Raw genomic sequence first — 26,226 nt, 5'->3', positions numbered from 1 at the left:
ATATTTCGCTGATTGGCCAAGAATGAAAAGTTCTGCTCATGGATAAGATTGATCGCGCCATCCTGTCGGCGCTGCAGGCGAACGGTGCCCTCAGCCATGCCGAACTGGCCAGCCGCGTAGGGGCGTCGACGGCGTCGTGCTGGCGCCGGATCAAGGCATTGGAGGCAAGCGGCGTGCTGCTGGGAACGGTGCGGCTGGTCGATGCCGCGAAGGTCGGTTGTGGCGTCAACGTGATGTGTCATGTGCGGTTGCGCAGCCATGCGCGCGACGACCGGGCCGGCTTTGAAGATTTCGTTGGGACCCGGGGCGAGATTCTGGAATGCTATTCGATGTCGGGCGAATGGGACTATCTTTTGCGGATCGTCGCCGCCGACATCGCGGGGTACGATCGCTTCCTGATGCGAACCCTGCTGGAACATCCATGCGTGGCAACCGCGTCCTCGCATTTCGCGATGTCGCAGACGAAATATACGACGGCATTGCCCCTCGAGTGAGACGAGAGATTTCACGCGGTCAGCCGTTGGAGCCTGCGAACGGTTGAACTTGCGTCGTTGCACTTTCACCCTCCGGTTTCGAGAACACCAAATCTCGGTTTCCGTGGAAACGGCCGGGCTCGGACACGCGGACCTGGGGGAACGGTCCCGACCCCAACGCGCGTGAGCAGCGGACGCGATCGGCGCATGCGAGGCGGCGATCACGTCCGGCGCTTCGGTCTCGACCATGCAAGCTTCGGTGCCAGGCCTTCCCGGAGACTGCCTGGCACCGATGGGCCTACCGCGCGCGCTGCAGCGCGCAGTGAAGGGCGATCACTTCGGAACGAGCGTGTCGATCAGGAAGGTCATGCGATTGGCCATCAGTTCGGGACGGCTGAGCGGGTCGCTGACACCGTGTCCGCCTTCCTGGTCCTCCAGATAATAGACCTGCGAGCCGGCATCCTTCAGCTTCGCGGCAAGCTTGCGCGCGTGCCCCGGACCGACCCGATTATCCGACGTCGCGACCGTGAGCATGAAAGGCGGGTATTTCTTGCCGGCAACGACGTTCTGGTACGGCGAGTAGCGATTGATCGCCGCCGCCATGGCCGGATCCTTCGGATCGCCATATTCGTTCGTCCATGCAGCGCCCATGCCCATGAAGGGCATGCGCACCAGATCGGTCAGCGGCACGTCGCTGACGACCGCACCGTACAGGTCCGGACGCTGCGTTCCCATCACGGCCGCCAGCAGACCGCCGTTGGAACTGCCGAACACCCCGATATGCGCCGGCGTGGTGAGCCCGTCCTTGATGATCGCCTGCGTCACAGCGGCGAAATCGTCGTAGCTGTTCTGACGCTTCTCGCGGATCGCTGCCTGGTGCCAGGCTTCGCCACGCTCGCCGCCGCCGCGGATCAGCGGCAATGCCAGCGCCCCGCCCCGTGTCAGCCAGGGCACGACAGACTTGCCGCCGATGGTGTAGCCGAGATATTCGGGGGCGAAGGAGATGCCGAACGCGCCATAGCCCGTCATCAGGAGCGGCGTCGCGCCGCCTGCGGACGCTTTCGGCCGGACGAGATAGTAATCGATCGGCGTCCCGTCCTTCGATATCGCGGTTTTGAGTTCGGTGACCAGACCGCTCGCATCGAACGCCGGCGCTTCGGCATACAGTTGCTGCGCTTTGCCACTGTCGTCGATCAGTTCGAGCCGGTTGGGAAGCAGATAGCCGGCACGACGAACGATCACCGCGTCGCTTCCAGGGTCGGTTGCACTGAATGCAATCGCCGTCCCCGCCGGCTGGGCTTCGTCACGGACCACCGTCCAGCCTTGCTTGCCTTGGGTTGCGGTCGCGATCCGCTGGACGCCACGCTGCGTCAGCACCAACTTCACGCCGCTGCGGCCCGGCGCGATACCGAAATACGTATCGGTCAGGAACTCTCCCTCGGTCGGCGAAAGGACGACGCCAAGCCGCTGCGTTTGCGGCGTGCCTGCCCGCGTATCGTAGGCAATGACCGTCTCCGCTGGCAGCGACCGACCGCCCACCGTGGCGGCTTCACCGAGCTGCGCGAAGATGCGGCCGCCACCGCTGTTGGTCAGGAGCATCTTCACCCGGCGCGGGATCGGCGTTGATTCGACCGATCCATCCCCCCGCACGACCAAATGCTCGAAGTTGGAATAATCGATCGCACGCATGATGACGCCGACGCGATCGGCACCATCGCCGGTCACTCCTATCGACATGAGCGCGTCGGTCGGCTGCGCGCGGTAGACGACTTTCGCCGCGGTGAGCGGTGTGCCGCGCGTCCACAGCGAGACGGTAGCCGGCCAGCCCGTCGCCAGTTTCGGCGCGCCGTTCAGGCTGTGCTCGATGAGAATCCGGTCCTTGTCGAACCAGGTTGCAGACGTCCGGTTCGCGTCGGTTCGGAAGCCATCGGCAACGAACTTGCCGGTTTCCAGATCGAATTCGCGCAGTTCGGTTTCATCGCCGCCCTGAGGCGACAGCGGAATGAGACAGCGCGAATAGGTGGGCGCCGCGCAGGAGATGGAACCGCCGCCAAAGTGCAGCTCATAGGCTTTTCCTTCGGCCTTGCGCAGCGCATCGACATCGAGAACGTCGCGCCAGTCACCAGGCGCGCCGTTACCCGTGCGGCGACCAACCGCCATGACGCCGTGCGGATGCGCAACCGAACGCTGGAAGCGCAGCGTGACCGACCCCATCAGCATGAAGTCGGGTGGGGGATCGCCGGCGGCCAGCAGGCGCTTCAGTTCGGCCTCGATCGCCGCATGGTTCGGCATCGCGGCGATCGCTGTCTGCGCCTTCGCGGTCTCCTGCTTGGCCCAGGTGAGCGCCTTGGGGTCGGTAGGGTTCTCCAGCCACTGGTAGCGATCCTGTGCCGCGACCGGCGTCGCGAGGCACGAAGCAACGAGCAGGGCGGCAAGTGTCGTTCTATTGCGCATCATATTCTCCCGCAGGCGGTGCGACCGCCGGCAATTCGATCGTGAAAAGGGTCGCAGAAGCGCCTACCGCGGCGTCGCCGAGCGCTCCGCTCCGTCACCGCGCATCCGTGCGGCCCTTCAGATATGTGTCGAACCAGGCGACGGTGCGTTCGGCGGCATCGATCTGGTTTTCGCGCTTGAGGAACCCGTGGCCCTCTTCCGCATAGACCTTGGAATCGACCGTCTTGCCCGCTGCCTTCAGTACGTCGGCGATCTGTTCGGCTTCATGGGCCGGTACGCGGATGTCGTTGGCGCCCTGGAGCACGAGCAGCGGCGCCTTGGTGTCCCGCAGATAGGTCAGCGGACTGACGCGTCGGTACACGTCCTTGTCCTTCGCCGGATCGCCGATCAGCCCACGCTGATATTCGCGTAGCGCCGGCGACCCCCGCTCCCACATCGTGTTCCAGTTGACGATGCCGTATTCCTCGACCCCCGCCGCCCAGAAGTCGGGCATACGGGCAACCGCCATCACCGTCATGAAGCCGCCGTACGATCCTCCGGTGATCCCGATCTTCTTGGGATCGGCATACCCCGACGCGACGAGAAACTTGGCACCCCAGGCTTCGTCCTCGAGGTCGCGCCCACCCAGATCGCCGCGATTGGCGGCCTCGAACGTGGCGCCATAGCCCGTCGACCCACGGACGTTGGGCGCGATCACCATATACCCGCGCGACGCGAGCGCGATCGCGGTGCGGTCGAAATCGTCGAACGTCTGGCCCGTCGGGCCACCGTGCGCGAGCACCACGACCGGGGCTGATCCGTCGCGCTTCAGGTTCCACGGCATCCACAGGATCGCGCTGATGACGGTGCCGTCCGCGCTCTTGTAGCTGACGACGCTGCTCTTCGGCAGCGCGGCGGGATCGATACTGGCGAGACCGAGCTGGGTCAGCCGCTTCGGGGTGCCACCCGCGACATCATAGGTCCAATAATCGAACGGCGCGCTGCCCGAGGAATGCGGAAAGAGCAGCTGCGCGCCATCGGGAGAAAACGCCGGGAGCGTTCCGGAAAAGTCGCTGACCTTCCCCTCCAGCAACGGCAGACGGCTCACCGCCTTGCTGGCGAGATCGTAGCGATAGACCTCGTCGCGTCCATCGACGTTCGATATCGCGAGCGCGGTCCTTCCATCGGGCGAAAACGCGCCTGCGGTCTGCGGCCAGGGGCTGGGTCGGATCAGGGTCCGCGTGCCGTCCGCGATATTCAACAGCACCGCTTGCCGCTGCCCGGCGGCGTTCTGGCTGGTCAGCGACAGCGTGCGATCGTCTGGCGACAGCGCGCTGAGGGATTCGAAGACGTGGCGCTCATCACCCGCGATCTTGACCGACGCGCCGGTAGCGACGTCGAACCGCCAGACCGAACTGCCGGTCATCGCGGCATCCGTCCGGTCCGCATACAGATAGCGACCGGTGCTGTCGAAGGCGCGCGCGAACCAATAGGTGCCCGCCTCGGTCTCGTGGCTCAGCACCCGCACCTTGCGGTCTGCCAGCGACATGACCGCGACGTTCGTGCTCGGCTCGGTCGCAACCCGCCGGTTGAAGGCGATCATGCGGGAATCGCGCGTGATCGCGAAGGGACCCGTATCCGATGCGTCGGGCGTCGCGGTCAAATTGACCGCAGCCCCGCCGGCCGCGGGGATCGACCAGATGTCGAAGATCTCGCGTCCGCCGACATCGGATGCGTAGAGCACGAACTTACCGTCCGGCGTCGGCTGCGGATAAAAGGTTTTATCCTCCGACTGCTGCAGCTGGAGCGGGAAGCCGCCCCCCTTCGGCACGCGCCACAGGTTGGTGCGACCGGTCAGATCAGTGGCCATCACCACCTGACCGTCGGGCGTCCAGGACGCAAACCAGCTCGATCGCGTGAAGAACAGGTCCGCGATCGGCACCGGGGTGGCGTCCGGCTTCGCCAGCGAGACGAGACCGCGCGGATCGGTCAGCGGCCGAACGGGGGCACCCGTCAGGACCGCTACCCCCGGGCGTTTGGGATCCAGCCGGATGTCCTGCCCGATCGCCGTCGTGGTAGTGGCAAGGAGCGCCACCGTGAAGGTTGTCTTCCACATAGCCGATTGCCTTTTCAACGTGCCGGTCCGCCGAAGCGTGCGCTGAGCTCGACACCGATCGTGCGGGGACGCAGGCGGTTCGCTACGATGTCGTTGACGCCGGGTGCGATCGGGGTGACCTGGCGGAAGGTGGTCGCACCCTTGTCGTTGGTGAGGTTGTCGGCGAACACCGCAATCGTCACCGCCTTGAGATCGACGCCGATGCGGGCATCGATCGCGTCGATGGTGTCACCCGGCAGATAAGCGGGGAAGGAAGGGAAGCGACGCGGCGAGGTATGTTGCAAGCCGATCCGCCCGAAACCCGCGACATCGTTCGAGATGGCATGACGATAATCGGCCGACACATTCGCCGTGAATTTGGCGACTTCGTCGACAGGCGTGCCTTTGAGGATCGCCGTTCCCGGCACCGCGGCGACATAGGCGGCATCGTTGTACGCGCCGCTTGCCGTCAGCGAAAGACCGGCAACGGGCCGCACGATCGCACTCAGCTCGACGCCCTTGGTGCGCGTTCCCTTGGAGTTGATCAAGCCGTTGAAACCCGTGGTGGCGATGGGCAGGCGCACGGCGACGTCCTTCCAGTCGCTCAGGAAAACCGAGCCCTCGAAGGTCAGCTTTCGGTCGAACAGGTCCGCCTTGGCGCCGATCTCATAGGTCCAGATCGAGTCCTGTGCGAGCACGGTCGGCAGGGCGATGCCCAAGGCGGCAGCGAGCGGTCCCACCGCGCTCGGCTGCACTTGGCCCGACCGGAAGCCCTTGGCTGCACTGGCGTATAGCGTCGCGTTCGCCATCGGATGCCAGGCGATGTTGAAGCGCGGGTTCCAGCTTTCATATTTCCGCGGTACTGCGGGGTCGACGACACCCGAATTGGTTTCGGAACCCCCGAACTTCTCGTAATAATAGCGCAGGCCCGCGGTCAGATCGATCGGCGCGAACGGCAGCGTATAGGTCCCCTCGCCGAACACGGCCCGCGCCTTCGAGTCCGTTACGCTGATATTGTTGATACCGAACAGCGCAAACTGGAAGTCATCGGTCCGTAACGCATCCCGCACATACCCGCCCACGGTCCACTTGAACGGCCCCGATCCCGACGATGCCAGCCGCACCTCGTGCGCCTTGACCTTGATGTTGATCGAAGCCTCGAGCGTTCCCCCAAAGAGATCTCCAGATTGCGGCAAATCGAAATCATTTTGCGAATAGCCGTAGAAGAGTTCGGCAAAACCGAGGTCGTAGCGAGCACTCGCGCCGTACAGGCGATATTTGACGGCGTTGCTCAAGACGGCTGACTGGGACTGCTGGCCATCGTCGGTGGCCTGGTTGCCACCTCCTGGGAAATCACCCCGGTAGAACCAGTAATTGCCGTTGATCGACAAGCGCGACGTCGGGTCGAACCGCACCTTCGCGCGGAAGGTGGTGAAGGTCTGGTCGTTGAGGTTGCGCCCGCCGGTTGTCGGATTGTCGATCCAGCCGGGGAAGCGTTCGCCCGTTCCCGATACGCGTACCGCCAGCACGCCGGGCACGATCGGTGCGTTGAACGCACCCTTGATTCCCCGGTTGGTGCCGCCGCCCTCGGTACCCGAAACGAAGCCCATACCCTTGGCTTCCCAATTGTTCAGGTCCGCGCCCTTGGTCAGGGTCCGGATCGTTCCGCCGAGCGAGCCCTCGCCGAAGAGCGTGCCTTGCGGTCCGCGCAGGATTTCGATGCGGTCCAGATCCCACGCTCGGACGTCCGGGCTGATCGGGACCGTGACACCGGTGAACGGCAGATCGTCGAGATAATAGCCATTCTCGTTTGCGCCAAGCGACGTCGAGATGCCACGGATGGTGATCTTCTGGAGACCGTTGCCAGTGTCGTAGACACCGACGCCGGGCGCTTCCTGCAGCACTTGCGCGATGTTGTTAACGCCGCGCTTTTCGAGCGAGTCACCGGTGATCGCCGTGATCGCGATCGGGATGTCGATCGCCCGCTCGTCGCGCTTACGCGCCGTCACGACGATATCGTCGCTGCCGACGGCTTGCGTCTGGGGCGGCGTTTCCTGTGCCGCCGCGCCCGACGAGACACCTACGGCCAGTGCGAGCACCGAGCACGCCTGCGCTGCCCGGCCAAAGATCGAAACCCCCATCTTTTGTCCCTTTCGTACCTGTTCTTCAGGTAGGACGCATTGGTTCCGTCACCGGACAGCAGTTTATGAATTTTTTATTGCGTCCGCGCTCCTTCAGGATCCGTCGCCACCGAGCTTGAACGATATCTCGAGTCCGATCGTGCGCGGTCTTGGACGCGGCGCGGTGATGTCGTTCGTACCATCCGCCAGCGGCTGGACCGTTCGGTAGGATAGCGCGCCCCCCTCGTTCGTGAGATTGTCCGCAAAGACGGCGATGCTGCCCGTGCCGAAGTCGAGGCCGACCCGCGTATCGACGAGGTCGATCACGTCACCGCTTTGAAACAAAGCGAAACTCCGACTGGTTCTCGGCGAATTGTGGCGCCATCCGGTCGTTGCGAAGGCAGTGCGACGATATGCGACGGGGTGGCGATAGCTGGCGGCGAGACTGCAGCTGAACTTCGGCACGTCGTCGACCGGCTGACCCCGCGTGATCAATGTTCCGGGAACGGCAGCGTTGTAGCGCGCACGGACGAAAGTGGCGCTTGACGTGATCGACAAGGCCGGATCCGGCCGGAAGGTCAGCGCCATCTCGGCACCGTCGGTGCGCGTGCCCGACGAATTGATGAGCCCGTTGAAACCGCTCGTCCCAATCGGTTGGCGAACGGCGACGTTCTTCCAATCGCTGTGATACAGCGCGAAATCGACAAACAGGCGACGATCGAGCAATTCGGCCTTGCCGCCGATCTCATACGTCCAGATCGCATCCTGCTTCAGCGCCGGGGGCAGCGAGACCCCCGCCGCCGCGGCGAGCTCGATCGAATAGCTCGGTTGCAACTGGCCCGCGCGAAAACCCTTGGCAACACTGGTGTAGAGCGTGGAGTCCGCGGTCGGATGCCAGGACACCGCCACCCGCGGATTCCAGCTATCGTACCGGCCGCCCAACCGACTGACCGCAACCGCATCGTCGGTCTGCCGTGCCGCGAGCCGCTCCGTATAGAGCCGCAGCCCCGCAGACAGATCGACCGGGATGGCCGGCAGCGTATAGCTGACCTCCCCGAACACCGCACGCGCCGAACTCGTCGTGCGCGAGACGTTCGCCACCCCGAAAAAGGGCGCTTCGAGGACATCGTGGCGGCGCGCGTCGCGCGAATAAGCGCCAATCGTCCATTGCACGGGCCCGGCGCGAGTCGATGTCAGCCGCGCCTCGTGCGTGTCGATCGAGATCGCGATCACCCCCTGAATCGGTTCGTCCACGAACAGACCCGAGATCGGAAACGCGAAGGCGGTGTGCGAATAGCCGTAGAACGCCTCCATTCCCGCCGCGGCGTAGCGGACGTTGCCCGCATATTGCCGGTAGGTCAGACGTGTCCCGACCGCGCTGGAACGACTAAACTGACCGTCGTCGGTCGCCGCGGAGCCGTTGATGGGGTTCGCCGCCCGGTAGTACCAGTAGCTGCCGCCCAGCGTGAGGCCGTCGAACGGCTTCAGGGTGACCCTGGTGCGCAGCGTGTCGTACCGCTCGGTGTTCAGATTCCTTCGGCCGGCCGAATCGTTATCGACCCAGCCGGGCAGCACCTCGTGCGTGCCGGCAACCCGTACGGCAAGCACGTCGCGGATGAGCGGCAGGTTGATCGCGCCCTTGATGCCCAGATTGGTGCCGCCGTCCTCGGTATCGGAGGCATAGGCGTCCGCTTTCGCCTGCCAGTGGCCAAGGTCCGGCGCCGCGGTGATGATCCGTACGGTCCCGCCCAGCGACCCCTCGCCGAACAGGGTGCCTTGCGGACCGCGCAGGACTTCCACGCGGTCCAGGTCCCACGCCCGCACGTCCGGCACGAGCGGAACGGTCACGCCGGTAAAGGGGGCATCGTCGAGATAATAGCCATTGGCATTCCCGCCGAGCGACGTCGAAATGCCTCGGATCGATACGATCTGCAGCCCGTTGCCCGTCGCATAGACCCCCACGCCCGGGGTCGCACCGAGCGCCTCTTCCGTACTGCGCATGCCCAGCCGCTCGAACGTGCTGCCCGACATCGCGCTGACCGCGATCGGAATGTCGATTGCCCGCTCTTCGCGTTTCCGGGCGGTGACGACAATGTCGGCAGGCAGGACGTCGTCGGTGAGCGGAGCCTTGTAGGGCCGGCGAACCGGGATGCGACGGGGTTGCCTTGCCGGTATCCGGCTGACGATGAACAGGCCCGACACACCCCGACGATACACGAGATCGCTGCCGCGCAGGAGCCGCTTCAGGGCCGCGTCTGGCGTGAGTGTGGCCGCGAGCGGCTGCGATCGTCTCCCCTCCACCGTCATGCCGTCGAAGGCCACCTGGCTCCGCGCAGTCTTGGCGAAGCTCCGGAGCGCCGCCGCCATGTCCTGCGACGGGATATCGAATCGAAGGCGATTCTCCTGTGCCGCGGCGGGCGCCGGAACGAGGGCCGCCGCGGCCACAACGCCAAAATTTGCCAATCGCGCCAGCATCGATCGCCTATCCGCTGCCGGTTCGGCCGGCATCCCCGGCGCCATGCCCTCCCCGGCATACGACTGGACGCCTCGTGCTCATCGTGCGGTGAGGAACACCTTCCCGCCCTTTCGTTCGGTCCGAACGCCGCTGACCTGGCGCAATCCGTCAAGGAAGGCGGCCGGGTCGGTTGCATCGAATACGCCGTTCACGCGGACGCCGGCCGCCTTGGCGTTGCCGACGACGAGCGGATCCCGCTGATACCGGTTCATTCGTTCCACCGCGCGCGGCAAGGGCTCGTCGTCGAAACTGAGCTGCCCGCCGAGCCAGGCGAGCGTATCGTCCTGGGAAATGTCTCGGATCGACGCAACATCGGTCACCGCTGCATTTGGGGCCGCGGCGTCGGGAATTGTCACTTCGCGCCCCGGTATCAGCTGTCGGTCGATCGCGCCGCCGTCGGGCGCAGGAATTGCAGTGCCGCTGGTATCGAGGATCGCGACATGCCCTTGGAACAGGATTACCCGCGTTTCGGTACCGACGCGCTCCACGCTGAACGAGGTTCCCGTGGCGACGACGAGCGTGTTGCCCACCGCCACCGAAAACGGACGCAGCGGATTGTGGGCGACATCGAACTTCGCCCGCCCCTTCACCAGAGCGAGGGTGCGCCGTTGCTTGTCGAACGTCGCGTCCACTTCACTTGCAGCATCGAGCGACAGCCGCGATCCGTCTTCCAGCATTGCCACCTGCCGTTCGCCGATCGTCGTCCGAAACACCCGGCCGGCGGGCATGGCCGACCAACCGATCATGAGCAGGATCGCCGCAGCAAGCGAGGCTACCGCGCCCCAGAAAAGAGGTCGCGACGGGCGGAGGCGTTGCCATCGGCGCAGGTTCGCGCGTCTGTAGGAATCTAGCGCCCCGGCACGCAGATGGACGATTTCCGGCGCCCCGGCGACAGCCTCGACGGTATCCCACGTCGCGGCCGCCACTTGAAACGCCGCATAATTTTCAGGATCACTGCGCCACCTGTCGAATGCCAGCTGGCGCTCGGACGGTAGCCGGCCTTCCGAGAGGTCGAGGCACCAGAGCGCCGCTTCCTCATCACGATCCGGCGAGGCCGTGCCATCTAACAGACTCATCGGTCGTCCCTCAAAGCCTTCGCGAGCGCTGCCATTGCCTTGGCAACCTGCTGCTTCACGGCGCTGGCGGAGATTCCGAAGGAGTTTCCAATTTCATCCTGGCTCAATTTCTCAAAGCGGTAGAGTATGAAGATTGTCCTGGTTCGTTCGGGAAGCGCCGACAGGGCTGCCGTCACCAAAGCGAGTTGCTGCTGCCCGCTCATGATTTCATGCGCGTTCAAGGGATCGTGGTCACGTGCCGCCGTGGCAGCCGTGACGGAGCGATACTGCTCGCGTACGATGTGACGGCGATGCCGGTCGGTCAGCAAGTTCTGCGCGATCTGGAACACGTAGCTATCGTTCCGCGCTTCTCCTTGGTTCAGCAAACGGATGAGCACTTCCTGGGTCAGATCCTCCGCGTCGGCATGGTCGCGGATACGACGCATGAAAAACGCTCGCAGCGCGGGCTGCCATCGGCGCACCAGATCGTCCGGCACCATGTCCTGGTCATCCGCTGCCATCGTATGTTCGCGACTACTCATCGGCTTGCAGGACGCACATGCGCTTCGCAGGGACAGTGCCTGATTCGCCATCAAAGATCAAAGCGCCACGGCCGCTGGCCCTAGGATGCTATCGGTTCACGCTTCACACCGCGACGATCGGAATCGCCCCGAGTTCGTCGCAGGCTCCAACTCCTGAGAAGGAGCCACGACAAGCAAGACGACGAACAAGTTTGCGCCCGCGGTCCGCGATCGCGCGGTACGGATGATCACGAGCGGGATGATCTATCCTGATTGGCCACTGTGGAGTCGATCGCCGATTAGTCGCGATGGCTCGAGGGCACGGCTCGCTGCAAGTACCCACCCTACGCCGAAGGCCAAGTTTCGCCAACACCCTGCAAACCAGCGGCATTCAGGCTAGCGTCTCGACGTGCACAACGCGTGGGCGAGTGTATCAAGATGTTACTACAGTGGTCAAGCCAACCCTATCGATACGGCACGTACGATTTGGGTGTAATATCCGGCCGTGCACCGACTTTTCTCTCTGGGAATACGTGCTTAATTTCGAGATTTACCAATGCCTTGAGTTTGGCGTTCAAAAGGATCCGTGAGTGGAATCGATTGCTCGTCAGGGAAAGTTACATGTCTTGCAGCCCAACTGCGCGTCGAGAGGCATGTTCGCCGCGACACCGTCGCTGCAGGTAAGAGCGCTTTGGCGTGCTTGCTTGGCGTGAGGCACAGCACCCGGCCTGACAAACCGTCAATTACATAGATTGTAATCCAGATCTGGGCAGACTGAGAGAATTTGGTCGGAGGCTGCGGCTCTTCGGCGCCGGCGGTGCCGCTTACTATTATGGTCATCACGGCGAAGCCTGCAAGAAAGTGGAAGACCGGGGGTGGCATGGCAATTCTCCTATTCCACGCATCAAAATAGATGCACTTGGGAAAGCGCTGCATTATTCATGCGTTTCACAAGGAAGCGCGCTTGGCCGCCGTTTGGCGGTCACCGGTGCGTCCAATGCCGCAATCGCGGCTGGGGTATTGCGCCAATGCTTGGTGCTTTATTGAAACGCCAACAGGCCGAAGGCCGGCCCAAGCGACGCGCGCGATTGTGGGCAGCAGGTGCTTTCATGATACCTGTCGTTATTGCCGCTCCATAAGCCTCGGACACGAAATCCATCATTACGCTAGATGAAGTGGAAGCAGCCGCGAATGCAGGCTCATCGTGCATCTCGCGCGCGACAGCCTTCACCTTTCGGGTGAGGGACGGATCCGCACCCGTGCCCTTGGCCGCACGGCAGCGCGGGACGCCTGACCGCGCGTTTGAGCGCAGCACGCGTTAGAAAGAATCCGAAGGATTCTATGTTAGCTCAGTCAGGTGTTGGAAAAATACCTATATATCAACACTTTAAGGCCTGCTTCGGTTTTTGATGGCACGAGCCGCATGGTTTCCGATAGCACGAGCGTGAGCACAAGTTATCCACAGGCTTATCGTCGACGCGAGCCACCGCGGTATTGAGGGGACGCAGCGGCAAGGCCGCACATGCCGGTTTCCGACGGTCACCGGCGAATCGCTCATTGTGGACGCGACGACCCAAGCGTCGGGGCGCCTTTCCTGTCCAAAAATACCCCGTGATGCGACGCCGGAATTTGCTTCCAACTGCTTCCAGTTCGGTCTCGTTCCCGAACGAGCCCCCGAAGGGAAAATTTAAGCAGTTGATTTGTCAGAAGAAACTGGTGCTGCCGGTGAGGATTGAACTCACGACCTCAGCCTTACCAAGGATGCGCTCTACCACTGAGCTACGGCAGCATGCCCGCACAGGCCTTACGGCGCGTGCGGAAGCGGCCTAAGACCCGTTGCCGCGGGGAATGTCAAGGAGCGTATGACAGATGGGCACCAAGGAAGACGAGAAAGCCGCGCGGCTGGCTGCCGCGCTGCGCGAGAACCTCAAGCGCCGCAAGGGACGCGAACGGGCGATCGACGCGGTCGCCGACGGCGCGCCCGAATCGGAGATCAAGCGATAGGCGCGCATTTCGCCGCGAGCCACGCGCGTTCGTCGGCATCGAGATAGCCGCCGATCACCGCCATCACCCGCGCATGATACGCATCGAGCCACGCGCGCTGCGCCGGGCTCAGCATCTCCGCCACGATCAGCGAGCGTTCGATCGGGCAGAAGGTGAGCGTCTCGAACCCCAGCATCGTCGTGCCGTGCGCGAACGGGCGCTCCTCGACGAGGATCAGATTCTCGATCCGGATGCCATATTCGCCTGCCTTGTAATATCCCGGCTCGTTCGAGAGGATCATGCCGGCGCGCAGCGGCTCGGCCGCGCCGCCGCCGGGATAGGTCGGCGGGGCGATGCGCTGGGGCCCCTCGTGCACCGACAGATAGGCGCCGACGCCGTGGCCGGTGCCATGCGCATAATCGAGCCCGACCTCCCACAGCGGCGCGCGCGCGAACGAATCGAGCTGCCCGCCGGTCGTGCCGAGCGGGAAGACCGCGGTGGCGAGCGCGATATGGCCCTGCAGCACGCGCGTGAAGCGATCGCGCATTTCGGGCGTCGGTTCGCCGATGGGGAGCACGCGGGTGAGGTCGGTCGTGCCGTCGGCATATTGCCCGCCCGAATCGACGAGATAGAGCTGGCCGAGCTCGAGCGGCGCGTTCGATTCGGGCGTCGAATGATAATGCGGGCTCGCCCCGTGCGCGCCGGTCGCCGAGATCGTGTCGAACGAGGTGTCGAGCAGCACGCCGGTCGCCTCGCGGAACGCCTGGAGCTTGTCGACGCATATCAGTTCGGTGAGGCCGCCGTGCGGCGCCTCGGCCTCGACCCAGCGCAGGAACTTGGCGAGCGCGGCGCCGTCGCGTGCCGAGGCGGCGCGGTGCCCTGCGAGCTCGACCGGGTTCTTGGTCGCCTTGGCGAGCACTACGGGGTCGCGCAGCGCGAGCAGGCGCGCGCCGCCGGCCTCGAGCCGGTCGAGGACCGCCGAAACCGCGCGCTCCGGATCGGCGGCGATGCGCTTGCCGGCATAGCCGCCGAGCGCGTCGGCGAAGGCGTCGCGCGGATGGAGGCGGATGGCGTTGCCGAGATGCTGGCGCACCGCGTCGCTGATCTTTTCGGGCGCGACGAACAGGTCGGCGGTGCCGTCGGCGTCGACGATCGCATAGGCCAGCGCGACGGGCGTATGCGCGACGTCGCTGCCGCGCACGTTGAGCACCCAGGCGATCGAATCGAGCGCGGTCAGCACCACCGCATCGGCGCCTGTCTCGCCGAGCCAGTCGGCGACCTGCGCGCGCTTGGCCGCCGAGGCCGCGCCCGAATGGTCATCGGCCTGTACGACGAGCGGCGCCGGCGAGGGGGCAGGGCGCTCGGGCCATATCGCGTCGATCGGATTGGCGGCGACCGCGACCAGCTCGGCGCCGCGCTCGGCCAGCGCCTGGCGGGCGTTGTCGACCCAGGCTCGGGTGTGCAGCCACGGATCATAGCCGATCCGGCCGCCCGCGGGCGCATGGTCGCGCAGCCAGGCGGCGATGCTGGTCGCCGGGACCGCGACATAGGCCCAGTCGTCGGCCGAGACCTGTTCGCGCACCTGCAGCGTGTAGCGCCCGTCGGTGAAGATTGCGGCCGCGTCCGCCAGCACCACCGCGCTGCCGGCCGAGCCCTGGAAGCCGGTGAGCCAGGCGAGCCGCTGGGCATAGGCGCCGACATATTCGCTCATATGCTCGTCGGTCAGCGGCACGACGAAGCCGTCGAGCCCATCGCGGGCGAGCTGGGCGCGGAGCGCGGCGAGGCGGCTGGAGTGGATCGACATGCTGGGGTCTCGTGGCTGCGGGTGGCGGGGGCGATGCAGGATCGATCGCGGCGTCGCGCGACCTTGGCAGAACGCGCGGCCCGAAAACAGGGGGCGCGCGCGAAGCGGTGCCACGCCACCGGGCACGCGCGCTTCGGCCGACGTGTTGGCGATCGCCTGACGGCGCGCATCTCGACTTGCCCTGCCGCGAGCGGGTAGGGATTGGCGATGACCGATCTCACGCCCCCCGTCGCCCAGACCCGCCCGCACAGCTTCACCGCGCACGGGCAGACCATCGAAGACCCCTATGCGTGGCTCAAGGATCCCAACTATCCCGAGGTCGACGATGCCGACGTGCTCGCCTATCTCGCGGCCGAGAACGCCTATTTCGAAGGCGTGATGGCGCCGCACAAGGGCCTGATCGACCGGCTCTATGCCGAGATGAAGGGCCGCATCAAGGAAGACGATGCGTCGGTGCCGCAGAAGGATGGCGACTGGCTGTACTGGACCTCGTTCGAGACGGGCGGCGAGTATCGCAAGTGGTGGCGCAAGCCGGTCGGCGGGGGTGAGCCCGACCTGATCCTCGACGAGGTCGCGCTCGCCGAGGGCAAGGAATATTTCCGTTTGGGCGCCTTTTCGGTGTCGAACGACGGGCGGCTGCTCGCTTATGCGATCGACGACAATGGCTCGGAGCGTTTCGAGGTGCGCGTCAAGGATCTGACGAGCGGCGCGCATCTGCCCGACGTCATCCCCGGCATGCTGTCCGAGATCGTCTGGACCGCCGACGACACGGGCTTCCTCTACGGCCTCGCCAACGAGCAGTGGCGCACCGACAATGCGCGGCTGCACTGGCTCGGCACGCCCGTCGCCGACGATGTCGAACTGTTCAAGGAAGCCGATGAGGGCTTCCGCGTCGGCGTCAGCGAGACGAGCGACCGCCAGTGGATCGTGATTTCGAGCGGCGATCATGTGACGAGCGAAATCTATCTGCTCCCGGCGACCGACCCGCTTGCCACGCCGCTGTGCGTTTCGCCGCGCAAGGTCGGGCGCGAGTACGATGTCGACATGCACGGCGACACGCTGTTCATCCACACCAACGACACTGACCCCAATTTCCGGCTGTGCACCGCGCATATCTCGGCGCCGGGCGAGTGGGTCGAGAAGATCGGGCCGTCGCGGCATTTCTACATGACCGGGATCGACTGCTTTCGCGATTTCTTTATCGTCGACGGGCGCGAGGACGGGTTGGATCAGATCGAGATCCACCGCTACGACGACGCCATCGCGCCGCAGCGGATCGTCTTTCCCGAGGCGAGCTACGATGCCGGCCTCGGCAACAATCCCGAATATGCGATGGACGTGCTGCGCGTCGGCTATGAATCGATGGTCACGCCGGGCACCGAATATGATTACGACGTCGCGACGGGCACGCTGACGACGCTCAAGGTGCAGGAAATCCCTTCCGGCTATGACGGCGACAAATATCGCACCGAGCGGCTCAAGATCGCCGCGCGCGATGGCACCGAGGTGCCGGTGTCGATCGTCTACCCCAAGGACTTCCCGCGCGACGGGTCGCGGCCGATCTATCTCTATGCCTATGGCGCGTACGGCTATGCGATCCCGCCGGGCTTCTCGACCGGGCGGCTGTCGCTGCTCGATCGCGGCTTCGCCTATGCGATCGCGCATATCCGCGGCGGCGACGATCTCGGCCAGCAATGGTATCTCGACGGCAAGCTCGAGAAGCGCGCCAACACCTTCAACGATTTCGTCGATGTGGCGAAGGGGTTGATCGCGGGCGGCTGGACCTCGACCGGCAAGATCGCGATCGCGGGCCGTTCGGCTGGTGGCGAGCTGATGGGCGCGGTGGTCAATTCGGATCCCGAATTGTGGGGCGCGGTGATCGCCGACGTGCCGTTCGTCGACGTGCTCAACACGATGCTCGACGCCGAGTTGCCGCTGACGCCGGGCGAGTGGCCCGAATGGGGCAACCCGATCGAGGATACCGCAGCGTTCGAATTGATCCGGGGGTACTCGCCATACGACCAGGTGAAGGCGCAGGCCTATCCGCCGATGTTCATCTCGGGCGGGCTCAACGATCCGCGCGTGACCTATTGGGAGCCCGCCAAATGGGCTGCCAAGCTGCGCAGCGTGAAAACGGACAGCAATGTGCTGCTGCTCAAGACCAATATGGGCGCGGGGCACGGCGGCAAGTCGGGACGCTTCGAAAGCTTGCGCGAGGCGGCCGAGGAGCATGCCTTCGTGCTGTGGCAGCTCGGCGTCGAGGGGTGAGCTGCCTTTCGTCACCCCGGCCTTAAGCCGGGGGCGCCGTGGTTCGCATAGTGCCGGCGCAGAATTTGCGGCACGGTGGGCACCGGGACGAGCCCGGGGTGACGGGTTGAGTGTTATGCGCCGATGAGCATCGAAACGATCATCGCGAAATATGGCCTGGCCGCGCTGTTCCTCGGCGCCGGCCTCGAGGGCGAGACCGTCGTCGTCGCCGGTGGGCTGCTGTCGCACAAGGGGCTGCTGCCCTTGCCCGGCGCAATGGCGGCCGCGGCGGCGGGGTCGTTCGTTGCCGACCAGATCTTCTTCAGCGCCGGGCGCTATTTCCGTGGCAAGGCATGGGTGAAACGCCAACAGCAGCGCCCGATCTTCGCACGCGCGCTGGGCCTGCTCGAACGCTACCCGATTGGCTTCATCTTCGCATTCCGGTTTATCTACGGCTTCCGCACGATCAGCCCGATCGCGATCGGCACGACCAAGGTCGAGACCAGGCTGTTCGTGATCATCAACGCGATCGCGGCGGTGGTGTGGGGGATCGTGTTCACCGGCATCGGCTATCTGTTCGGGCACAGTTTCGAAAAGCTGATCGAGCGTTTCATGCCGCAGGGCCACACCGTCCTGTATCTCGCAGGCGGACTGGTCGCGATCGCGGTGATTGTAGGCGGGGTGCATTGGTGGCGATCGCGCGGGCATAGCGACGCATGACGCGCTTCAGCCAGACGATCACCGCGACGCCGGCCGACATCGATGAGCTCGGGCACGTCAACAATGCGGTGTGGGTGCGCTGGATCCAGGAGATTGCGGTCGCGCATTGGGTCGCAGTCGCGCCGGCCGAGCACCAGGCGGCCTATGTCTGGGTCGTGACACGGCACGAGGTCGATTATCGCGGCAATGTCGGCGTCGGCGAGACGGTGACCGGCGAGACGTGGATCGCCGCGCCGCCCAAGGGCGCGCGCTTCGACCGGCACGTGCGCTTTGTCGGCAGCGACGGCAAGGTGAAGGTCGAGGCGGTGACGACCTGGGCGATGCTCGACCGCGCGACCGGGCGGCTCGCGCGTGTTCGCGACGATATTGCCGCGCCGTTTTTGTAAAAGCGGGCGGAACCTGTAGCGCGCCCAAGGGCTTGATCGTCTCAGGGTTTTGAAAGGCCGCAGCGATGCTCGAACATCTTCCCGAATGGCTTGGCGCGAGCCTGCGCAACGTCCGCGCCGGCGCCGAACATCTCACCATCGTCCAGCCCGCGCTCGGCGGCGGCTTCGCGCCGATCGCGCTCAGCAGCCCTGCCTTCGGTGACTGGAGCGAGATGCCGGCGCGCTTCACCGCCGACGGCGCGAGCGTTTCGCCGCCGCTGCAGTGGGACACCGTGCCGGAGGGCACGCAGAGCCTCGCCTTGATCGTCGAGGATGCCGATTCGCCGACCCCGGCGCCGCTCGTCCACGCGATCCTGTGGGGCATGAACGTCGCCACCACCGGGCTGGCCGAAGGCGCGATCGCGGCCGACGGCGCGGCGGGCGCGATCGGGATCAACTCCTATCTGTCGCAAGGCTGGCTCGCGCCCGATCCGCCCAGCGGGCATGGCGAGCATCGCTATGTCTTCCAGCTGTTCGCGCTCGACTGCCCGCCCGAGGATCTCGGTGACGGGCCGGGGCGCGGCGCTGTGCTCAACGCGATGGCGGGGCATGTGATCGGCGCGGGGATGCTGACCGGGCTCTATTCGCGCGGCGAGGTGGTCGATGCGCCGGTGCGGGATACGGGCGCGATCGGCGGAGCGGCACTGGCGTAAATCAATCCTCCCCCCGGGAACCGGGGGAGGTGGCAGCCGAAGGCTGACGGAGGGGGCCGCCACACGCGCTGCGCTGTGCATCGGCCCCCTCCACCCTTCGCTGAATGCTCAGGGTCCCCCTCCCCCGCTGCGCGGGGGAGGATTTATCCGGAATTGCGCAGCGCGGTGGCGATCGCGTTGATCGACAGCAGGATGCCTTCGCCGATCCGCTCGTCCTCGTCGCCGGCGCGGCGGCGCTTGATGAGTTCGATCTGGAGCAGGTTGAGCGGCTCGATATAGGGCAGCCGCAGCCGGATCGAGGCGTCGAGCGCGGGGTGCGCCTCGAGCAGCCGCGATTGGCCAGTGATCTCAAGCAGACCGTCATGCGCCTGCTGCCAGCCGCTTTTGATCCGCGGGAAGATCGCGTCGGCGAGCGTCTTGTCCTCGACCAGCGTGGCATAGCGCGCGGCGATCGCCATGTCGGACTTGGCGATGACCTGCTCCATATTGGCGAGGCTGGCGGCGAAGAACGGCCAGCCCTGCGCCATCTCGGCAAGCAGGCCCTTGTCTTCGAAGGCCGTGAGCGCCTGGCCGACGCCGTACCAGCCCGGCAGCATCACGCGCGCCTGCGCCCAGCTGAACACCCAGGGAATCGCGCGCAGATCCTCGATCTTGTCGGATTTGGTGCGGCTCGCCGGTCGGCTGCCGATCTTGAGCCCGGCGATCTCGACGATCGGCGTCATCTGGCGGAAGAAGGTGCGGAAACCCTCGGTGCCATAGACCAGCCCGCGATAGGCTTCGAAAGCGGAGGCCGACAGCGTGTCCATCGCCGCCGAGAAGCGCCGCGTGTCGGCGGCCGATAGGGCGTCGGGCTCGAGGCTGGCGAGCAGCGTCGCCGACGCCATCGCCTCGAGATTGGTGATCGCGCTTTCGCGCGTGCCATATTTGCCGGCGATCACCTCGCCCTGCTCGGTAATGCGGATGCGGCCCTGCACCGTGCCGGGCGGCTGCGCGCGGATCGCCGCGAAGGCCGAGCCGCCGCCGCGCCCGACCGCGCCGCCGCGGCCGTGGAACAGCTGCATCCCGACCCCGGCGCCGGCGAACACGCCCTTGAGCGCGGTCGACGCCTTCGACAGGCTCCAGGTCGAGGTGAGGTAGCCGCCATCCTTGTTCGAATCGGAATAGCCGATCATCACTTCCTGGAAGCTGCGCGCCGCGGTGATGCCGCGCACCTCGGGCAGCGCGAACCATTCGGCCATGATGCCGGGCGCCGCCTCGAGATCGCCGATCGTCTCGAACAAAGGCACCGCCATGATCGCTGCGCTCGCCGAGTCGCCCGAGCGGTAAAGCCCGACTTCCTTGAGCAGCACGTTGAGCTCGAGCAGATCCGACACCGATTGCGCCATCGAGACGATGTGCTGCGTGATGCACGCCGGGCCGTAGGTCGCGTGCGCCTGTGCGGCGGCCTGCATGATCGCGAGTTCGGAGCGCGTCTCGTCGGAATAGTCGGCGAACGGGCTGGCGAGCAGCCGCGCGTTGGACAGTTCGTGGCGCAGCAGCGACACGCGCTGCGATTCGCTCAGCGAGAGATAGTCCTGCTCGACGCCGGCGCGCTTGAGCAGCTCGGCGACGACGCGTTCGTGGACCGCGCTGTTCTGCCGCAGGTCGAGCGTGGCGAGGTGGAAGCCAAAGGTCTCGCACGCGCGGATCAGCCGGCCGAGCGCGCCGCCCGACGACAGCGCTCCGCCGCCCGAACGCAGCGCGCGCGCGATCGTGACGAGGTCGGCGCGGAACGCCTGCGGATCGGCGTACCGTTCGCCGTCGAGCGCCGCCGGGCGCGGTGCGGGCTTGCCGGTGAGCGCGAGGTGCGTCGCGGCGAGGCGGGCGTAGATCCCCGACAGCGCGCGGCGGTAGGGTTCGTCGCTGCGGCTTTCGGCGGTGTCGCCGCTGGCGTTGGCGAGCGCGACCACCGCATCGTCGGCCGGCGCGAGATTGGTCGAGATCGACAGTTCGGCGCCGAGCGCGTGGACCGCGTCGAGATAGTAACCCAGCACCGCCTCGCTCGCCTTGGCGAGCGCGGTCTTGAGGCTGTCGGCGGTGACGAACGGATTGCCGTCGCGGTCGCCGCCGATCCAGCTGCCGGGCTTGAGGAAGCTCGGCACGCGCTCGCCCAGCGCACGGTCCCAGCGCTGGTAGAGCGCGGGAAGCGCGGGCAGGAACACGTCGCGCAGGTAAGAGAGCGCGATCTCGACCTCGTCGGTGACGTACAGCCGCTCGCGGCGAAGCACGCGCGTCTGCCAAAGAAGCGCGATCTGGCGCAGGATCGCTTCCTCGACATCGTCGCCGTCGGGCGTTTCGGTGACATCGGCATCGCGCAGCCGCATCAACGCCGCGATGCGGTTGCGATGGTCGATCATCGACTTGCGGCGCACCTCGGTCGGGTGCGCGGTCAGCACCGGGGCGATCAGCGCATGGTCGAGCAGCGCCATCACCTGCGCCTTGTCGATGCCTTCGCCGGCGAGCCGCTCGAGCGCTGAGGCGAGGTCGGCGCCCTGCTCGGCCGCGACGCCCTGGCGATCCTCGGCGAGATTGGCGAGCATCGAGAACAGCATGAAGCCGCGCACGAAATCGAGCGTCTCGTCGAGGCTCAGCGCATCGAGACCGAGCTCGGTCTCGCGTTCGCCGCGGTGGCGGCCGACCGAGGCGGTGCGGATCGACTCGGTGCGCGCATAGAGCGCTTCGCCGCCATAGGTGCGGATGACATCGCCGAGCAATTTGCCCAGGAAGCGGATGTCGGGATTGTTTGCGATACCGGGGAGGTCAGCCATCCCGTCATGCTGCATTGCGGCAGCATGCGGGTCAATCGCCTGCCGCGCTATTTCGCGGTGCCGGCGGCTTTCTCGGCCGCGCGCGCAGCGCTGCTCTCGACGTTGGTCAGCAATCCGTCGTGATTGGTGTCTTCGCGGTCGAAGCGCGCGAGGCTGCCGCTGATGAATTCGCGGTGGGTGATCTTGCCGTCATGGTCGGCATCGAGCGCGGTCAGCCGGTCGGCATATTTGACCGGAATTTCGGACTGGACGATGTCGCCGTCGAGATTGCGGTCGAGCCGGGTCCAGCGCGATTCGAGCAGGGTCTCATATTCGGCGCGCTTGAGCAGCGTCGGCGGCACGAAATTGGCGGCATATTCGTCGTTGCTGGGTTTGGTCCCGCATCCGGCAAGCAGCACTAGACAAGTCGTAATCATTAGCCGGCGCATTATGTTCTCCCGTTGAAGGGGTGAACGGCGCGCCGCGGGGATCGTTCCGGTGCCGGTGATGGGATCTGGCCCGGCAGCTCAGGCCTCGAGTTCGACGTCCCAATAGAGCCAGTCGTGCCAGGTATCGTGGAGGAAGTTGGGCGGATAGCGCCGGCCATGCTCCTGCAGCTGCCAGCTGGTAGGGCGGATCGCGTCGATGTGGAGCGGCATGCTCGCCTGCTTGGGCGTCCGGCCGCCCTTCTTGAGGTTGCACGGCGAGCAGGCGGTCGCGACATTTTCCCATGTCGTCCGGCCGCCCTGCGCCCGCGGGACGATATGGTCGAAGGTCAGATCGTTGCCCGCGCCGCAATATTGGCAAACGAACTTGTCACGCAGGAACAGGTTGAAGCGCGTGAAGGCGGGAAAGGCGCTGGGCCGGACATAGGATTTGAGCGCGATCACCGAGGGCAGTTTGATCCGCTGCGTCGGGCTGCGCACCTCGCGCTCATATTCGGCGACGATGTCGACGCGGTCGAGGAACACCGCCTTGATCGCGGTCTGCCACGGCCAGACCGACAGCGGATAATAGCTCAGCGGGGTGTAGTCCGCGTTGAGCACGAGCGCGGGACAGCCATCGGGGTGGCGGATCAGATCGGGATGGTACACTTCGGCCCCTCCTTTACCACTGAGTGGCGCTTCCTGCCGGGCTTCAAGCCCATTAGGATGACGCTGTCATGACAGCGCTACCCGTCTTTACCGATTTCAGCACGACGGGCGACTCGCGGTCAAGGGCCAGCTGCCCGTGATCGTCACGCGTTTTGCGCCGAGCCCGACCGGGCGGCTGCATCTGGGACACGCCGCTTCGGCGATCCAGGCGCATGATCGCGCGCGATATGCGGGCGGGCGGTTCCTGCTGCGGATCGAGGATATCGACGGGACACGCTCGCGGCCGGAGCATGTCGTAGCGATCGAGGCGGATCTGCGCTGGCTCGGGCTGGCGTGGGACGGGCCGGTGCTGTTCCAGTCGACGCGGCTCGACGTCTACGCCGCCGCGCTCGATCGGCTGCGGGCGATGGGGCTGCTCTATCCGTGTTTCTGTACGCGCGCTGAAATTGCGGCGAGCCTGAGTGCGCCGCATGGGCCCGAGGCGGTGTATCCGGGGATTTGCCGGGGGCTGCACGACGACGCGCGCGCTGCGCGGATTGGGAGTGGGGCTCAGCATGCTTGGCGGCTTGATATGGGCAAGGCGGTCGCCCTCGCGCCTCCCCTCCCTGGAAGGGAGGGGCTGGGGGTGGGTCGGCCTGAGGCTGGCGTGGCGTTCGATAACGGGCCGACCCACCCCTCGATCCCCTCCCTTCCAGGGAGGGGAGGACGCGGGACGCTGACGTGGACCGACGAGATCGCCGGCACCGTCATCGCCGACCCGCTCTCGCACGGCGACGTGATCCTCGCGCGCAAGGATGCGCCTGCCAGCTACCACCTCGCGGTGACGGTCGACGATGCCGCGCAGGGCGTCACGCACGTCGTGCGCGGGGTCGACCTGTTCGCCGCGACGCATGTTCACCGCCTGCTGCAGGCACTGCTCGGGCTCCCCACGCCGGTGTATCATCATCACGCGCTGATCGCGGGACCCGACGGCGCGCGGCTCGCCAAGCGCAACGGGGCCGCGACGCTCGAGAGTCTGCGCCTGACGGGAAAGGACGGGGCGGCGCTGGCGGAGTCGCTGCGTGCGGGCATTGGCTTTGTCGCGACGAACGCCTAGATTGATGCGATGAGCACATTCCTCACCATCCTGCTGGTTGCCGCGATGATCGCGGTGGTCGTCGTTCTGGTCCGCGGGCTGGTGGTTTTCCTGCTCGGCGCGAGCCAGGATCTGCGCGACGGGACGTCCAACGATCGCGTCTCCGCCTCGTCGATCAAGTCGAACAAGATGATGCAATATCGCGTGATGTTCCAGGCGATCGCCATCTTCCTGGTCGTCTTGCTCATGTGGCTCGCGGGCAAGAGCTGAGCACCGGATCGGCGGGGGGTATCGATGGTCAAGCTCAACCGCATCTACACGCGGACCGGTGACGACGGCACGACCGGCTTGGTCGACGGGTCGCGCACGCCGAAGGATGCCCCGCGGATGGCGGCGATCGGCGATGTCGATGAGGCCAACAGCACGATCGGCGTTGCCGTCGTGGCACTTCGCGCCAGCGGAATCGAGTTGGCATGGCTTGCCGCCTTGCTCGAGCGCATCCAGAATGACCTGTTCGATCTGGGCGCCGACATGGCCACGCCCGGCGAGGATTTCGCGCCATCAGAGATGACGCTGCGGATCGTCGCGTCGCAGGTCGATCGGCTCGAGGACGAGATCGACCGGATGAACGGCGAGCTGAGCCCGCTGACCAGTTTCATCCTGCCTGGCGGCACCCCTGCTGCTGCGGCGCTGCACGTCGCGCGTGCCACGGTGCGCCGCGCCGAACGCGCTGGCGTTTCGGCAGCGCGCGAGGTTGCGATCAACCCGCTTGCGCTGGCCTATCTCAACCGGCTGTCGGATTATCTGTTCGTTGCCGCCCGGGCAGTGAACCAAAAGGCGGGTGGCGACGTTCTGTGGCGACCGGGTGCAACGCGTTGATCGTGACGTCGCCGCCGGGTTCCGCTTTCCGTTAGGTTGTCCGATTGCGGCGGCCAGGCGGCGGGTCGCTCGAAACGGGGACATGACGATGCTACCGCACACTGCTCCTCGGCTTGACCAGTCCATGCTCGCCGCGCGCTTCGGTGCGGTGCGCGACCTGACGGTCGCTCTGGTCGCGCCCTTGTCCGATGCCGACGCGACCGCGCAGTCGATGGACGACGCCTCGCCCGCCAAATGGCACCTTGCACATACCAGCTGGTTTCTCGAGACCTTCGTCCTGCGCGATTTCGTGGCGGGCTACACGCTCTACGACGCGCGCTTCCCGTTCCTGTTCAACAGCTATTACGAAGCCGAAGGGCAGCGCCATGCGCGCAACCGGCGCGGGATGGTGACGCGCCCGGCGCTCGACGAGATCATCGCTTACCGCGCGCATGTCGATGCCGCGGTGCTGGCCGCCTTGCCCGATCTGCCCGAGGCGGCGCGCGAGCTGATCGCGCTCGGTTGCCATCATGAGGAGCAGCATCAGGAATTGCTCGTCACCGACATCCTGCATCTGATGGCGCAGAATCCGGTCGAGCCGGCGATCTGGCCCGCCGCGCGCAAGGTGCCCGTCGCGATGCCCGGCCCGATCTGCTGGATCGAAGGTGCTGCCGAAGTGGCCGAAATCGGCCATGACGGCGACGGCTTCGCGTTCGATGCCGAGGGCCCGCGCCATGGCGTGCTGCTCAGTCCGCACGCGATCGCCGACCGGACCGTGACCAATGGCGAATGGGCGGCGTTCATCGCCGACGGCGGCTATTCGGAGCCGCGCCACTGGCTGTCGGACGGCTGGGCGTGGGTCAAGCGCGAGCAGATCGTCGCGCCGCTCTATTGGGAAAAGTCCGAGTCGGGCTGGACGCGCTTCGGGCTCGACGGGCGGCGCGCGATCGATCCCGCCGCGCCGGTGACGCATGTCAGCTTTTTCGAGGCCGATGCCTATGCCAGCTGGGCTGGCGCGCGCTTGCCGACCGAGGCCGAATGGGAAGTCGCGGCGAGCGGCTTCGATTCGAACGGCGGCAACCAACTCGACGCAGCGGGCCCGGTCGAGCCGCGGCCGTCGGCGGGTGGCCCTGCTTTCTTCGGCGACGTGTGGGAATGGACCGGCAGCGCGTTCCGCCCGTATCCCGGCTTCCGCGCGGTCGAAGGGGCGGTCGGCGAGTACAATGGCAAGTTCATGAGCGGTCAGTGCGTGCTGCGCGGCGGATCGTGCGCGACGCCGCGCGGGCATGCGCGTGCGAGCTATCGCAATTTCTTCTATCCGCATCAGCGCTGGCAGTTCACCGGCGTGCGCCTTGCGAAAGACCTTTGA

20 protein-coding genes and 1 tRNA gene are annotated in these 26,226 nt (G+C 65.8%); 10 read left to right on the top strand and 11 right to left on the bottom strand.

All coding sequences use genetic code 11. The features are described 5' to 3' along the window. Nucleotides 1-38 precede the first annotated feature (38 nt). Nucleotides 39-494: an Lrp/AsnC family transcriptional regulator gene (locus tag U1872_RS10585; protein WP_332792871.1), complete on the top strand. Its 456-nt coding sequence runs from the start codon at nt 39-41 to the stop codon at nt 492-494. 312 nt (nt 495-806) lie between these two features. Here the strand turns inward: U1872_RS10585 and U1872_RS10580 are convergent, their stop codons facing one another. From U1872_RS10580 to U1872_RS10550, 7 genes are all read right to left on the bottom strand, one after another. Further along, the gene (locus tag U1872_RS10580) at nt 807-2,927 is read right to left on the bottom strand and encodes a prolyl oligopeptidase family serine peptidase (protein WP_332792870.1); all 2,121 of its coding nucleotides are present in this window, start codon (nt 2,925-2,927) and stop codon (nt 807-809) included. Nucleotides 2,928-3,021: 94 nt separating this feature from the next. Continuing rightward, complete coding sequence (locus tag U1872_RS10575) at nt 3,022-5,022, bottom strand: S9 family peptidase (protein ID WP_332792869.1); 2,001 nt, start codon at nt 5,020-5,022, stop codon at nt 3,022-3,024. A 14-nt stretch (nt 5,023-5,036) separates the two neighbouring features. Beyond that, nucleotides 5,037-7,142 (bottom strand): TonB-dependent receptor, encoded by a 2,106-nt coding sequence (locus U1872_RS10570; protein ID WP_332792868.1) that lies wholly within the window; start codon nt 7,140-7,142, stop codon nt 5,037-5,039. Nucleotides 7,143-7,235: 93 nt separating this feature from the next. Continuing rightward, on the bottom strand, nt 7,236-9,566 hold the full coding sequence (locus U1872_RS10565; protein ID WP_332792867.1) for a TonB-dependent receptor: 2,331 nt from the start codon (nt 9,564-9,566) through the stop codon (nt 7,236-7,238). Between the two features lie 108 nt (nt 9,567-9,674). Then, nucleotides 9,675-10,712 (bottom strand): FecR family protein, encoded by a 1,038-nt coding sequence (locus tag U1872_RS10560; RefSeq protein ID WP_332792866.1) that lies wholly within the window; start codon nt 10,710-10,712, stop codon nt 9,675-9,677. After that, nucleotides 10,709-11,212, bottom strand: a complete 504-nt coding sequence (locus U1872_RS10555) for an RNA polymerase sigma factor (RefSeq protein WP_332792865.1) — start codon at nt 11,210-11,212, stop codon at nt 10,709-10,711. The genes U1872_RS10560 and U1872_RS10555 overlap by 4 nt, the downstream gene beginning before the upstream one ends. A 1,714-nt stretch (nt 11,213-12,926) precedes the next feature. Continuing rightward, nucleotides 12,927-13,001 (bottom strand) — tRNA-Thr (locus tag U1872_RS10550). Between the two features lie 80 nt (nt 13,002-13,081). On the opposite strand from U1872_RS10550, the gene U1872_RS10545 reads away from it, so the two are divergent. Further along, a complete protein-coding gene (locus U1872_RS10545) occupies nt 13,082-13,216 on the top strand; it encodes a hypothetical protein (protein ID WP_332792864.1) in 135 nt (44 codons plus the stop codon). Here the strand turns inward: U1872_RS10545 and U1872_RS10540 are convergent. Then, on the bottom strand, nt 13,206-14,999 hold the full coding sequence (locus U1872_RS10540; protein ID WP_332792863.1) for an aminopeptidase P family protein: 1,794 nt from the start codon (nt 14,997-14,999) through the stop codon (nt 13,206-13,208). The genes U1872_RS10545 and U1872_RS10540 overlap by 11 nt on opposite strands. Nucleotides 15,000-15,206: 207 nt before the next feature. Between U1872_RS10540 and U1872_RS10535 the strand changes: the two genes are divergently transcribed. The 4 genes from U1872_RS10535 to U1872_RS10520 all read left to right on the top strand — a co-directional run bounded on the left by U1872_RS10535 (nt 15,207) and on the right by U1872_RS10520 (nt 19,044). Then, on the top strand, nt 15,207-17,267 hold the full coding sequence (locus U1872_RS10535; RefSeq protein WP_332792862.1) for a S9 family peptidase: 2,061 nt from the start codon (nt 15,207-15,209) through the stop codon (nt 17,265-17,267). A gap of 123 nt (nt 17,268-17,390) precedes the next feature. Further along, nucleotides 17,391-17,966 carry a DedA family protein gene (locus U1872_RS10530; RefSeq protein ID WP_332792861.1) on the top strand — a complete coding sequence of 192 codons (576 nt, stop codon included), beginning with the start codon at nt 17,391-17,393 and terminating at the stop codon, nt 17,964-17,966. Then, on the top strand, nt 17,963-18,352 hold the full coding sequence (locus tag U1872_RS10525) for an acyl-CoA thioesterase (RefSeq protein ID WP_332792860.1): 390 nt from the start codon (nt 17,963-17,965) through the stop codon (nt 18,350-18,352). Before U1872_RS10530 ends, U1872_RS10525 begins: the two co-directional genes overlap by 4 nt. 65 nt (nt 18,353-18,417) lie before the next feature. Beyond that, the gene (locus tag U1872_RS10520; RefSeq protein WP_332792859.1) at nt 18,418-19,044 is read left to right on the top strand and encodes a YbhB/YbcL family Raf kinase inhibitor-like protein; all 627 of its coding nucleotides are present in this window, start codon (nt 18,418-18,420) and stop codon (nt 19,042-19,044) included. 143 nt (nt 19,045-19,187) lie between these two features. Here the strand turns inward: U1872_RS10520 and ppc are convergent, their stop codons facing one another. From ppc to U1872_RS10505, 3 genes are all read right to left on the bottom strand, one after another. After that, nucleotides 19,188-21,851 carry a phosphoenolpyruvate carboxylase gene (gene ppc, locus U1872_RS10515; RefSeq protein ID WP_332792858.1) on the bottom strand — a complete coding sequence of 888 codons (2,664 nt, stop codon included), beginning with the start codon at nt 21,849-21,851 and terminating at the stop codon, nt 19,188-19,190. Nucleotides 21,852-21,898: 47 nt separating this feature from the next. Beyond that, a complete protein-coding gene (locus U1872_RS10510) occupies nt 21,899-22,249 on the bottom strand; it encodes an EF-hand domain-containing protein (RefSeq protein WP_332792857.1) in 351 nt (116 codons plus the stop codon). Nucleotides 22,250-22,357: 108 nt separating this feature from the next. Further along, nucleotides 22,358-22,924, bottom strand: a complete 567-nt coding sequence (locus tag U1872_RS10505) for an HNH endonuclease (RefSeq protein WP_332792856.1) — start codon at nt 22,922-22,924, stop codon at nt 22,358-22,360. A 136-nt stretch (nt 22,925-23,060) separates the two neighbouring features. Between U1872_RS10505 and U1872_RS10500 the strand changes: the two genes are divergently transcribed. The 4 genes from U1872_RS10500 (at nt 23,061) to egtB (ending at nt 26,226) form a co-directional block, all read left to right on the top strand. Continuing rightward, entirely contained in the window at nt 23,061-24,020 is a 960-nt protein-coding gene (locus U1872_RS10500; protein WP_443025370.1) for a glutamyl-Q tRNA(Asp) synthetase, read from the top strand. A gap of 9 nt (nt 24,021-24,029) precedes the next feature. Beyond that, the gene (locus tag U1872_RS10495) at nt 24,030-24,269 is read left to right on the top strand and encodes a twin transmembrane helix small protein (protein ID WP_332792855.1); all 240 of its coding nucleotides are present in this window, start codon (nt 24,030-24,032) and stop codon (nt 24,267-24,269) included. A gap of 24 nt (nt 24,270-24,293) precedes the next feature. Continuing rightward, on the top strand, nt 24,294-24,878 hold the full coding sequence (locus U1872_RS10490; protein ID WP_332792854.1) for a cob(I)yrinic acid a,c-diamide adenosyltransferase: 585 nt from the start codon (nt 24,294-24,296) through the stop codon (nt 24,876-24,878). 88 nt (nt 24,879-24,966) lie between these two features. Continuing rightward, complete coding sequence (gene egtB / locus U1872_RS10485; protein WP_332793610.1) at nt 24,967-26,226, top strand: ergothioneine biosynthesis protein EgtB; 1,260 nt, start codon at nt 24,967-24,969, stop codon at nt 26,224-26,226.

This window comes from Parasphingomonas frigoris (assembly GCF_036663815.1).
Taxonomy (GTDB): domain Bacteria; phylum Pseudomonadota; class Alphaproteobacteria; order Sphingomonadales; family Sphingomonadaceae; genus Sphingomonas.
The sequence above is the reverse complement of the archived record's forward strand: the minus strand, read 5'-3'. Positions and strand labels throughout refer to the sequence as shown.